6 protein-coding genes are annotated in these 12,324 nt (G+C 67.8%); 2 read left to right on the top strand and 4 right to left on the bottom strand.

The genetic code is table 11. The annotated features are described in order from the left end of the window. Positions 1-21: 21 nt before the first annotated feature. Positions 22-6,105 (bottom strand): Ig-like domain-containing protein, encoded by a 6,084-nt coding sequence (locus tag ASC55_RS13760; RefSeq protein ID WP_055876702.1) that lies wholly within the window; start codon positions 6,103-6,105, stop codon positions 22-24. Positions 6,106-6,234: 129 nt separating this feature from the next. Next, positions 6,235-6,804 carry a DNA-3-methyladenine glycosylase I gene (locus tag ASC55_RS13755; protein ID WP_055876700.1) on the bottom strand — a complete coding sequence of 190 codons (570 nt, stop codon included), beginning with the start codon at positions 6,802-6,804 and terminating at the stop codon, positions 6,235-6,237. 119 nt (positions 6,805-6,923) lie between these two features. Between ASC55_RS13755 and ASC55_RS13750 the strand changes: the two genes are divergently transcribed. Further along, a complete protein-coding gene (locus ASC55_RS13750; RefSeq protein WP_055877871.1) occupies positions 6,924-8,390 on the top strand; it encodes an alanine/glycine:cation symporter family protein in 1,467 nt (488 codons plus the stop codon). Positions 8,391-8,414: 24 nt separating this feature from the next. Here ASC55_RS13750 and ASC55_RS13745 read toward each other — a convergent pair whose 3' ends face one another. Further along, positions 8,415-9,461, bottom strand: coding sequence for an NAD(P)-dependent alcohol dehydrogenase (locus ASC55_RS13745; RefSeq protein ID WP_055876697.1), 1,047 nt, complete (start codon positions 9,459-9,461; stop codon positions 8,415-8,417). A 125-nt stretch (positions 9,462-9,586) separates the two neighbouring features. On the opposite strand from ASC55_RS13745, the gene ASC55_RS13740 reads away from it, so the two are divergent. Beyond that, positions 9,587-10,033 (top strand): hypothetical protein, encoded by a 447-nt coding sequence (locus ASC55_RS13740; protein ID WP_055869560.1) that lies wholly within the window; start codon positions 9,587-9,589, stop codon positions 10,031-10,033. Between the two features lie 129 nt (positions 10,034-10,162). Here ASC55_RS13740 and ASC55_RS13735 read toward each other — a convergent pair whose 3' ends face one another. Then, complete coding sequence (locus ASC55_RS13735; RefSeq protein ID WP_055876695.1) at positions 10,163-12,229, bottom strand: acyl-CoA dehydrogenase family protein; 2,067 nt, start codon at positions 12,227-12,229, stop codon at positions 10,163-10,165. Between the last annotated feature and the right edge of the window lie 95 nt (positions 12,230-12,324).

The raw sequence follows: 12,324 nt of genomic DNA, 5'->3' as shown, positions 1-12,324 counted from the left end.
ATGTCGAGAAGAGAGAGCGCATCATTGCCAGACGCGGTGTTCGAAGGCGTTGCCGTTGACCATCACCCAGGCTTCGATCACGCCGCGGCGGTTGCCGAGATAGCAGCTCAGTCGACCGCCGTAGTTGCCGTTGCCGTCCATCGTGATCGAGTACGGACCGCCCCAGACCCCGCCGTAGGTCGGGTCGTTGTTGTTGCACCGCACCGAGATGGTCTGACCGGGATCGAAGTCCTGCGCGTTGAGGTAGAAGTACGCGCATGTGCCGTCGTTGCAGTTCGGCTGGCCGTTGGCATTGCCCGTGGAGGTGACCCAGGCCCGGGGGTTGGGCTTCGGTCCGGATGTTCCAGCCTCGGACCGGGTGATCTTCTGCCCCGCCTCATCCGTGACCTCGACATCGATCGTGTGGCGCTGGCTGTAGCCGTTGCCGACGGTGGTGCTTCCGTTCGCTGCGACGTTGGACCATCCACCGCCGTCGATGCGGATGCGCACCGTCTTGATGCCGCGCCCATTGGCCGAGACATTCGCGTTCCAGCCGAACGTCACGCTCGTGGGGTTCGGCGCTGCGGTAACCGACGGCTGCTTCAGCGGACCGTACGGGTTGCCCGACATCTGGCCGGACGCGTCGCTGGCGTAGGTCTGTCCATCGACCGTCGAGACGGCACGGACCCGCACGTTGTAGTTGGTGCCGTTCGAGAGTCCGGTGATGACGTTGTTGCCCGGCATCGCCGCCCAGTTTCCTCCGACGGAGTACTCGTATCGCACCTCGGTCGAGCTGGCGCCATTCAGCGCGCCGGGAGACCAGGTGAGCTTGAGGGACCGGTCGCCCTCGGCGACGTTCGACAGAGAGGGCGCACCCGGCTTGTTCACGCCGCGGCGCGGTGCCGACATCGGACTCCACTCGCCCCAATCTGCCTTGTTGTGCGCGCGGATGCGGTAGGTGTACGGCGTCTCGGATGTCGGCACCTTGACCGCCTGCTCCCTGACTCCTGCTCCGGGGAAGACCGTGTTGCGGAGCGTTCCCCCCTCCCACACCTGCAGCTCGAAGGAGTCGATCGGGTCGCCGTTGGCGTTCCCCGGCATCCACTTCACCTGCATCTGAGCCTCGTTGCCGACACCTGCGAGTTGCGTCACGGTGGGCGCGGCGGCGGGCATCGGCGGGCCCGCGGGGACCTCGGATGCCGACCAGGCGCTCCAGCTCGACGGCTCGGGTGCGCGGTTGTGGGCCTGCACGCGGATCTGGTAATTCGAGCCGTTCTCGAGGCCGTCCCAGGTCATCGAGTTGCCCGTGGCCTGCTTCTGCGACACACCGGACGGCGGAGCGGGCGAGATCTCGAGTGTGTAGCTCTCGACCGGGGACCCGGGCGTGGTCGGGGTGGCCCAGGAGACCTTGAGCGACTTGTCGCCGAAGGCGAGGGTCGGCGGGTTCGGGGTGTCGGGCCGAGCGTCCGGACGGGCGACCGCCGAGGTACCGGACGGCTTCGACTCGCCGACGCGGTTCGTCGCCGTGACCTGGAAGGTGTACTCGACGTTGTTGGTCAGCCCGTCGAGCGTGCAGGTCGTGGACCGGCACTCTTTCGAATACGGGTTGCCGCTGACCGATTTGACCGTGTACTTCGTGATCTCGGCACCGTTGTTCGACGGCGCTCCGTACGAGACGACCACGGTGCGATCCTGAACGCTCGAGACGAGCGGGGCTCCCGGTGCATCCGGAACGCCCTGCACCGTGACGATGATCTGTCCGTTGGCCTCGCGGTCGGCATCCTTCGTCGCATCCTGGATGCGGTAGCGCACGACCATGGTGCCGACGAAGCTCGCATCCGGGGTCACGACCACCTGATCGCCCTTGACCGTGGCGCCTCCGGAGCCCGATTCGGTCACGGCGGTCATGAGCTTGAGCGGCGTCTCGGGGAACGGGTTGTAGTCGTTCGCGAGCACGGGCACCGTGATGCTCTTGCCCTGGTCGGCTTCCGAGATCGTGTCGGTGTTGGCGGCGGGCAGCGGTCGGGTCGAGGCCCCGACGCGCACGGTCACCGTGCCGTCGACCGGCTCGGTCGTCCCGTCGGTGATCTCGAGCTTCAGCGTCGCGACGGTGCCCTTCTCGACGTCGGACGAAGCTTCCACGAGCAGGTCGGAGCCGTCGATCTTGGCTGTGATGCCCTTGCCGGCACCACTGACGTACTTGTACTTGTGCGTGCCTTCGTCTTCGGGGTCGGGATCGGTCGTCAACGCGGCGAGGTCGAGCGTCGAGGCCTTCTCACCGGGGGCGACGATGACCTCTGCGCCGATGAACTCGGGCTGCTGGTTCTCGGGCGGCAGCACGTTGATCGGGATGCTAAGCGTGGCCTTGCGTCCCTCGGGGTCATCCGGGCCCGTGCCGTCGGTCACCTCGAAGGTCAGCGAGTCCTGTCCGAAGTACCCCTCGGCCGAGGTGTACACGAGCGTCGTCTCGTCCTTCACGAGGTCGTCGCCGTTCGCGTACACCGCGTTCACCTTGGCGTGCTCGGTGATCCGCGCGGTTCCTCCGCCGGCGACGGTGACGAACTTGGAGAGCGGGATCTCCTTGGTCTCCCCGCTCATGACTTCGAGCGGTTTGGTCGAGTCGAGGATCGGGCGCAGATCCGATTCGGCCGGGACGAAGATGAACGCCGATGCGGACAGATCGTCCTGATCGGTGAGGGTGTAGCGGATGAGCTGCAGGTTCTCGGTCACGGTGACGCGCACCTTGCCGTTCTCGAGCTGCGTCGCCCCCTCGCCGAGAGAGACCTTCAGGCGGTCGGTCGTACCGTCGGGGTCTTCATCGTTCTTGAGGATGTCGAGATCGGCGCTCATCGTGCCGTCGGTGAGATCGGTCGGGCGCACGCGATCGTCGCGAGCGACCGGCGCCTGCAACGGCACGTTCTCGTCGACGGTGATCTGCAGCGCCGCGGTGGCCTCTGCTCCGCGCGCATCGCGGATCGTGTACTGCAGCGACGTCTCGAGCTCACGGTTCGGCGCCTGAACCAGCACCCGGTCTCCCGAGACGCGGGCCGTGATGCCCGTGTCGGTCGGGACCTCCAGGCCGTCCTTGACGAGCGCGATCTTGTCGCCCTCGGGGTCGGAGTCGTTCGCCATCACCGGCACCGAGATCTCTCGACCCGGCCGCACGACCACGGCATCCTTGACGGCGAAGGGCCTCTGGTTGACCTGCTCGCCCGGGGCGATACCCACGCGGATCGTGGCGATGCCCTCCTTGCCGAGGCGGTCGCGCACGCGGTAACGGAACACGTCGACACCCGAGGATCCGTCGAACGCCTCATAGGTGAAGTAGTTCTGCGCGGTCTCGGTGATGCGGCCCTTCGTGGGGCTGGAGGCGATGTCGATCAGCTCGACCGAGTCGCCGTCGGCGTCGATGCCGTCCAGCGGCACGGCGATGTTCGCCGTCGACCCGGCGAGCACGCGAGCCACGAGGTCCTGCGGGCGCGGCGCGGCGTTCGTCTCGGGGTCGACGGGCAGGATCTGGATCGTGACGTAGCCGGCGTCCTTCTGCTGGCGGGAGTCGACGGCCTCGTAGGTGAGGTACACCGTCTTCGCGACAGGGCCCGCCTTGAAGCGGATCGTGTCCTGCGAGACGAAGGCCTCGCCGTCCTCCGGATCGATGAGCGGCTCGACCAGCTCGGGGACGACGTGCATGACGTCGTCGTTCGGGTGCGTGTCGTTGTCGAGCACCGGGATGGTGACGACGTCGCCCGCCCGCACGATCGCGGTGTCGTCGTTCACGACCGGCTGGAGGAGCTGGTCGGGCGCGGGGATCGGGATCACCACGACCTCGCCCTCGGCCGACTTCGAGCCGTTCGAGATGCGGTACTTGATGCGGGCCTGATCGGTGAGCGAGCCCTGGTCAGTGATGCGGAGGGTCTCATGGTTGATGACCGACACCGAGACACCGGAGTCGTCCTCGATCGAGACGGACTGCACGACGAGGATGCCGCCGGCGGGGTCGACATCGTTCGCGAGCACGCCGAGGAGCACATCTCCGCCCGTGGGCAGCAGCGCGACGTCACGGACGGCGACCGGCGGCAGATCCGTCTCGCTCGCCTCCAGCACGTCGACGCGCACGATTCCCTGGCTGCTCTCGGGACCCGCGGTCGCGAGATACAGCACGTAGTAGGTGCCGGGGGCGTCGGCGGTGAAGGTGAAGGTCTTGTTGGGTCCGTCCGGCAGCACGGTCGCGCCGGGTACCTCGTTCACACGACCGAGGCGCAGCAGCTCTCGTCCCGAGCTGGTGTCGTTGGCGAGCGGGGCCACCGTCACCTGCTCGCCGACGCGGGTCACGACATGGTCGGCGTTGGTCTTGGGCTTGGTCGACCCTTCGGGCCGCACGTCGAGCGTCACGGTCGCTGTGGCGGTCTCGCCGTATCCGTCGGCGACCGTGACCTGCACCTCTTTGAGACCCTGCTGGCTCGCCGTGGCCTTGTACGTGATCTGGCCGTCGGTGCTGAAGTCGACCTCGTCACCCGGCGCGGGCACCACGTCTTTGAGGTAGACGTCGTCGCCTTCCGGGTCGATCCAGTCGGGGAGGATGTTGTACGAGATCGTGCCGCCGGTCTCGACCGTCAGCGTCGTCCTGCGCTTGGGCGCCGGAGCGGTGTTGATGCTCTTGTCGTAGACGGTCAGTGTGACGGCCGCCGTGTCCTTGCCGCCGCGGCCGTCGTCGGCCTCGTACGTGAACGTGGTCGACCCGGAGGCGCCTTCCTCCACCGCGATCTGCAACGATCCGCCGTTCTGCACCTGCTGGATCGTCCCGACCGCGGGCTGGGCCTCGGCGAGCGCCGCCACCAGGACGTCGCCGTCGGGGTCGTTGTCGTTGTCGAGCACCGGGAGCATGGTCGTGACACCGGGGCGCACGCCGAACGTGTCATCCTCGGCGATCGGAGGAGTGTTCTCCTCCTTGCGTTCGGGGAGCGTGGTCTCGACGGTCTCCTCGGTGGAGTCGTCCTCGTTCTCGGTCTCGCCCTCCGGCGGGGTGAGGTCGTTCCAGTTGTCGACGCGCTGGAGGCTCTCGTTGGCAAGCCAGGCCGCGCCACCGACGGCGTCGTTAAGGATGATGACGTCGCGGTTGACGCGGAACACGAGGCTCTTCGCGTCTTCGGCGCCGTCGACCTGGGCGTTGACGTCGTTGCCGGTGCCCGGGCACTCGCGGATGAACGTGGCGGTGCCCGCCCACGCGCCGTAGGTGCATCCGCGCAGCCAGACCGGAGCGGCCGCGGTGCCGGTGCCGCCGGCGTCGACCTCGGTCGGCTCGCCGCCGTCGAGGGGAACGCTCACCAGGGCGTTCGTGGTCGCGATCGCCACTGCGTCGGTGTTCTCGGACGCCTGCTGCAGGACCGCCTTGTCCGCGCCGGGGATCTCGGTGCGGATGCCACCGGGCGAGGTCACGACGCCTGCCGAGCGGTCGAGCACGACCGGCGTGCGGCCGACCGCCGTGATCGTCGGCTTCGCGGACGCGTCGAGCTCGCCGACGGATGCGGCCGAGGCGTCGAGGGCTTCGCCCTCGTTGTCCACGGGCACAGTGACGACCTCGCCGCGCTCCGGGGCGAGTCCGAACACCGTGCCGTCCTTGGCGACCGCGACATCGGCTCCGGCGCCGAGTTCTGCGGCGGGCTCGTTCACCTCTGCCTCGAACGACGAGACGCCCTGGGCGGGGACGACCCAGAGCTCGCCGGTCTTCTGATCGAGGATCGCGGCCGTGCGGTTGCCCAGCGCGACCTTCGCCGAGGAGGGGATGCCTGCGGAGTCGCCGAGAGATACGCGTGCGGGATCGACGGCGGTGAGGGTGGAGGCGTTCTCATCGACGACGAGGATGTTGCTCGTGTCCTGAAGGATGTCGTAGTTCTCGCCCGTGGTGCGCAGGCCACCGTCGAGGACCGTCGACTCGTTGTTGAAGTGCCCGACCAGCAGGCTCGACGTCTTCGTGATCCAGACGCCGCCGTCGTTCAGGTCGACCTTGGTGGTCGGGAAGCCCTCATAGGTGAAGGCCATCGTGGTGATAGCGATGACGCCGACGGTGACACCGGCGGCGGACGCCAGTGTTTTGGGCCGCGCGCGTATCCAAGACAACGCCTTCATTCCCGGTTCCCCCCCAGGTGACACTCTTCGTTAGCTCCTGGGCGGTCCCTCCGGGCCCACCGAGCACCCGTTCATCCTAACCGCGTCTCGGAATACCGCTCGATGGGGAGTTCTGCCCATCCGCGATGATCAGGCCCGCCAGCAGCCCGCGATGTGATCGTCGACCATGCCGCCCGATTGCATCAGGGCGTACATGGTGGTCGGCCCCACGAATCGGAACCCACGACGACGCAGTTCCTTGCTCAACGCCGTGGACTCCGGCGTGACGGCGGGAACGTGGGCGAAGGATGCGGGACGGGCGCCGGGGGCCGCCGGGGCGAACGACCACATCAGCTCGTCGAACTCCCCCTCGGCCATGCCGCGCACGATGCGGGCGTTGCCGATGGTCGCCTCGATCTTCGCGCGGTTGCGGATGATCCCGGCGTCGCCCATCAGGCGCTCGACGTCGGACTCGTCGTACTCGGAGACGATCTCGGGCTCGAAACCCGCGAACACCTCGCGGAACCGCGGTCGCTTGCGCAGGATCGTGATCCAGGAGAGGCCCGCTTGGAACCCTTCGAGCGCCATCTTCTCGTACAGCGCGCGGTCGCCGTGCAGAGGCGTGCCCCACTCTTCATCGTGATAGCGACGGTACTCGTCGTCGTCGCCCACCCAGGCGCAGCGGTCGCGGGCGTCGGGGCCCGTGAGAAGAGAGGTCATCCGGTCAGGCTATCCGCGGCGACCGACACCGAGCGCCGACACGGAGGCGGACGCGTCCCACCGGAATGCTGTGCGCGCGAAAGCTGGTGTCATCGGAGCAGTTCCACCAGACTGTGCGCATGGATTCTGTGAACGAGTGGCTGCTGACGTGGGGCGACAACCTGTGGACGTGGATCGTCCTCCCCCTGGTCGTCCTCCTCGGCCTGTACTTCACGATCCGCTCCGGCGTCGTGCAGTTCCGGTTGATCCCGGAGATGTTTCGCACGTTGACGGATCGCACCCCGCGCACCGAGAGCGGCGAGCCGCAATCCGTCTCGGCGTTCCAGGCGTTCACCATCTCCGCGGCCTCGCGTGTCGGCGTCGGCAACATCGCCGGTGTCGGCACGGCGATCGCGATCGGCGGACCCGGTGCGATCTTCTGGATGTGGCTGATGGCGTTCATCGGCGGGGCGTCCTCGTTCATCGAGTCCTCGCTCGCGCAGCTGTACAAGACGCGGGACAAGGACGGGTTCCTCGGAGGTCCCGCGTACTACATGCAGCGCGGGCTCGGCGCGCGTTGGATGGGAGTCCTGTTCGCCGTCATCCTCATCGTGTGCTTCCCGATCGCGTTCAGCTCGCTGCAGGCCAACACCATCCAGGCCACCATCGCGGGGAGCCTGGGCGGCGGGGCCCCCGCATGGCTGCCGTGGGCCATCGGCGCGGCGCTCGCGGTCCTCATGGGCCTGGTGATCTTCGGAGGCGTGCGCCGCATCGCTTCCGTCACTCAGACCCTGGTCCCGGTCATGGCGCTGCTGTACCTGCTCCTCGGGCTCGTCATCGTGGTGATTCACATCGAGCGCCTTCCCGAGGTCTTCGCCATGATCTTCACGCAGGCGTTCGGGCCGAACGAGATCGTGGGCGCCGCGCTCGGCTACATCATCCTCACCGGCGTCAAGCGGGGCATGTTCTCCAACGAGGCCGGGCTCGGTTCCGCGCCCAACGCGGGCGCGAGTGCCGCGGTGACGCACCCGGTCAAGCAGGGTCTCGTGCAGACCCTCGGCGTCTACTTCGACACGTTCCTGGTGTGCTCGATCACCGCGTTCATCATCCTCGTCTCGGTCCCCGACCTCGCGAACGCCGAGCGGGGCATCGGGCTGACGCAGGGGGCGGTGGTCGGTGCGCTCGGCAGCTGGTCGAACATCCTGCTGATCGTGATCATCTTCCTGCTCGCATTCAGCTCGATCCTCGGCAACTACTACTACGGGCAGACGAACATCGAGTTCATCACGTCGACACCCGCCGTCCTGCTCGGCTACCGGCTCTTCGCCATCGGGGCGGTGTTCGTCGGATCGATCGTGTCGGCCGATGTCGTGTGGAACTTCGCCGACGGCGCGATGGGCTTCATGGCGATCGTGAACCTCGTGGCGATCGCACTGCTCTCCGGAGTCGCCTTCAAGCTCCTCAAGGACTACACGCAGCAGCGACGCGAAGGACTCGATCCGGTCTTCACCAAGGCCCGACTCCCCGAGGTCCGAGGAATCGAGGTGTGGGAGGACGAGCTCTCCGTCACCGGACCGATCGACCTGCCGACGTCTCGCCGCCGCTGAGCCGCCGCCACCACGGCCGCGATGTCAGGAGCCGAAGGTCGCCGCGTCGATGACGAACCGGTACCGCACGTCGGATGCGAGCACGCGCTCGTAGGCGGCGTTGATGTCGGAAGCGGGGATGGTCTCGATCTCGGCGGCGATACCGTGCTCGGCGCAGAAGTCGAGCATCTCCTGCGTCTCCTGGATGCCGCCGATGTTGCTGCCGGCGAGCGAGCGACGGCCGCCGATCAGCGACATCACCCCGACCGAGAGCGGTTCGCCGGGAGCCCCGACGCACACCATGGCGCCGCCGACGTCGAGCAGGCTCAGATAGGAGCGCAGATCGATCACCGCGCTGACGGTGTTGAGGATCACGTCGAACGACGACCGCAGCTCACGGAAGGTCTCCTGGTCGCTCGTCGCGCGATAGTGGTCGGCGCCGAGCCGCAGCCCGTCGTCCTTCTTGCTCAGGGTCTGCGAGAGCACGGTCACCTCGGCACCGAGTGCGTGCGCGATCTGCACGCCCATGTGCCCGAGGCCCCCGAGTCCCACGACGGCGACGCGGGTGCCCGGTCCGACGTTCCAGTGCCGCAGCGGTGAGTATGTCGTGATGCCGGCGCACAGCAGGGGAGCTGCGGCATCCAGGGGCAGCGCGTCGGGGATCTTCAGGACGAACGCTTCGGTGACCACGACCTGCTCGGAGTATCCGCCCTGCGTGACCGTGCCGTCACGATCCGTGCTGCCATAGGTGAGGACGGCCCCCTGGGTGCAGAACTGCTCCTCCCCCCGCAGGCAGTTGCGGCACTCACCGCACGAGTTCACCAGGCATCCGACGCCGACGCGATCGCCGACCGCATGCCGGGTGACGCCCTCGCCGACCGCGGCGACGGTGCCGGTGATCTCGTGGCCGGGAGCGAGCGGGTACTGCTGCGGCCCCCAGTCGCCGCGCACGGTATGGATGTCGGAGTGGCAGATACCCGCGAACGCGATGTCGATCAGCACGTCGAGCGGGCCGAGCTCGCGTCGCTCGATGACGGTCTTCTCCAGCGGGGCCCCTTCACGGGGTGCGGCATAGGCGTTCACAGCAGACATCTCGGACTCCTCGGATCGGGTACCTGCCGAGACTACCCAGCACCGGATGAGAATCGGCCGTCCCGGCCGAATCGGCGATTGTCAAGGCCGGGTGCGCTCCGCTCGGCCACGCTTAGGCTCACGCCATGACCACCTCCGACGACACGATCTCCCGGTACCTCACCCGCTATGCGGACAGCCTGACCGCATTCGATGCCGAGACCGCGGCGAGTCTGTGGTCGACGCCGGGGACGATCGTGAACGACCGCTCCTCCGGTGTGCTGGAATCCCGCGACGCCATGATCGACGGTCTGCGGCATTCCTATCCGATCTACCAGCGGCTGGGCCTGGCCTCCGTCGGATTCGAGCTGCTCGAGCGTCGCGATCTCTCCGACCGGCTCGTGCTCGTGCGCGTGCGCTGGCTGTTCTTCGACGCCGGCGGCGTGCAGCTGACCGACACCGACAGCTACTACCTCCTGCGCGACGAAGACGAGGCGGGTCTGCAGGCGTGCGTGTGCGTCGAGACCGACGCGGCGCAGAAGCTCCAGGCCCTGGCCACCGAACGCGGAGTGGATCTCACAGCGGCACCCTGACACCCGATCCGCATCTCCCCGAACACCTGTCGGGAGGATACGCACCTGTCGGGAGAATCGCGCGGATTCGCCGTGCGCTCGTCACGAACTCCCGACAGGTGGATCAGGTCCGGGCTGAACCGCAGGCCGTCAGCGCTGCTTCTTCTTCAGCGCCTTCTCCTGGATCGGCGCCTGACCGGTCGCTGCGAGGTCGGCGTAGTAGGCGCGGGCCTCATCCTGACGCTGCTTCTCCAGGCCGCTGGCGATGGGCGCGCGCACGTGCTCGGGCTCGTAGCCGAACGCGTTCACGAGGTCGAGCGCATACGGACGAAGACGAGCGCACAGGCGGTCGATGTAACTCGACACGGCCGCAGCGCGCTGCGTCGACAGGCGTCCGTTGATCAGGTGCCAGGCGAGATGCTTCTCGATGAGCTGCAGGCCGAAGAGATCGCGCAGCCAGGTGAGCACCTTCCGTGTGTCCTCATCGTCGATCTGGTGAACGGCGTCGGTGAACGCCTCCCACTGCAGCAGCTCGCCGTGCGCACGGGCCGCCTCGATGAGCTCGGCCTGGTTCTCGTTGAACAGGCGGGCGCCGAGGGCCTTGTCCTTCGCACCGGGGCGCAGGCGGGAGGCGATGTCGGCCACCATCTGCTGCACGCGTCCGGCGAGCAGGTCGTGCTGCTGCTCCTCCCGCAGACCCCGCTCGACCGAGCGGCTCACCTGACCGAAGTCGGAGACGGCCTGGCCGAGCTGGCGGAGACCGGCGCCGTGGAACAGCTTGCCCGCGGTCATGCCGACGGCGAACTTCGCGAGCGCCGCCGCATCCTTGCCCTGGAACTGCTTGGCGTAGTCGGTCAGCAGACGCTTGCCGACGAGCTGCAGCAGCACGTTGTTGTCGCCCTCGAAGGTGACGTAGATGTCGAGGTCGGCGCGGAGTCCGACCAGACGGTTCTCGAACATGAAGCCGGCGCCACCGGTGGCCTCGCGGGCCTCCTGCAGCGTGTCGAGCGCGTGCCAGGTCGACAGCGGCTTGAGCGCGGCGGCCAGGGTCTCGAGGTCTTCACGGTCGGCCGGGGTGTCGGTGCGGCCGGAGAAGACGCCGTCGAACTTCTGCAGGAACTCGTCGTGCGCGAAGATCTGCGCGTACGTGGTCGCCAGGCGCGGGAGCAGACGGCGCTGGTGCTTGCCGTAGTCCATGAGCACGACCTCCTGCCCGTCCGCACCATCGAACTGGCGGCGCTGGGTGGCGTAGGTGATCGCGATGTGCAGGCCGAGCGCCGAGGCCCAGGATGCCGCACCGTCGAGCGACACACGTCCCTGCACCAGGGTGCCGAGCATCGTGAAGAAGCGGCGGCCGGGGCTGTCGATCGCGCTGGAGTACGTGCCGTCCGCTGCGACGTCGCCGTAGCGGTTGAGCAGGTTGGTGCGCGGGATGCGCACGTGGTCGAACGAGAGGCGCCCGTTGTCGATGCCGTTGAGTCCGCCCTTGAGGCCGTCGTCCTCGCGGCCGATGCCGGGAAGGTCGACGCCGTCCTCGCCGCGCAGCGGCACATAGAAGCAGTGAACGCCGTGGTTGACGCCGTTCGTGATCAGCTGCGCGAAGACGGTCGCCGCGACGCCGTGCAGCGCTGCGTTGCCGAGGTACTCCTTCGTCGCCCCGCGGAACGGGGTGTTGATCACGAACTCCTCCGTCGCCGGATCGTACGTCGCGGTCGTACCGACGGCCGCGACGTCGGAGCCGTGGCCGATCTCGGTCATCGCGAAGGCGCCAGGGATCGAGAGGTCCATCACACCGGGAAGCCACTTCGCGTGGTGCTGCTCGGTGCCGAGCTGAAGGATCGCGGAGCCGAAGAGTCCCCACTGCACGCCCGACTTGATCTGCAGGCTGGGGTCGGCCACCACCAGCTCCTCGAAGCCCGCGATGTTCGCGCCGTTGTTCTCCTCGCCGCCGAGCGACGTGGGGAACGCGCGGTGCACGGCCTTGTTCTCGACCAGGAGGTGCAGCTGGCTGAGCACGCGCTCGCGGTGCTCGTCCTTGCCGAGCTCATCCTTGCGCCAGAACGCCGAGTCCTTGATCATCTCGCGGGCCTGGCGACGCACGTCTGCCCACGTGCCCATCAGGGCGTCGTTGACGCGGGCGACATCGATGTGCAGGTTCGCATCCGCGGTGTCGGTGGAGGTGCGAGTCGTCTTCGGACGGACGGCGGCGTCGACCATGTGCGTTCCTCTCAGAGGGAAGTGGGATTACAGCCATGGTAGGTCTGCCACAACCAGAGACGAACTGCCCTGTCCACATCCTCCAACGCCCGACG

This window comes from Microbacterium sp. Root322, from assembly GCF_001425645.1.
GTDB classification, from domain to species: Bacteria; Actinomycetota; Actinomycetes; order Actinomycetales; family Microbacteriaceae; genus Microbacterium; species Microbacterium maritypicum.
Note: the sequence above shows the minus strand (reverse complement) of the source record. Positions and strands in the feature narration are given on the sequence as shown.

Bases quoted from the DNA above. Each gene is read 5' to 3' on its own strand.
- ASC55_RS13760 (WP_055876702.1), bottom strand. From the start codon at position 6,105: ATGAAGGCGTTGTCTTGGATACGCGCGCGGCCCAAAACACTGGCGTCC.
- ASC55_RS13755 (WP_055876700.1), bottom strand. From the start codon at position 6,804: ATGACCTCTCTTCTCACGGGCCCCGACGCCCGCGACCGCTGCGCCTGG.
- ASC55_RS13750 (WP_055877871.1), top strand. From the start codon at position 6,924: ATGGATTCTGTGAACGAGTGGCTGCTGACGTGGGGCGACAACCTGTGG.
- ASC55_RS13745 (WP_055876697.1), bottom strand. From the start codon at position 9,461: ATGTCTGCTGTGAACGCCTATGCCGCACCCCGTGAAGGGGCCCCGCTG.
- ASC55_RS13740 (WP_055869560.1), top strand. From the start codon at position 9,587: ATGACCACCTCCGACGACACGATCTCCCGGTACCTCACCCGCTATGCG.
- ASC55_RS13735 (WP_055876695.1), bottom strand. From the start codon at position 12,229: ATGGTCGACGCCGCCGTCCGTCCGAAGACGACTCGCACCTCCACCGAC.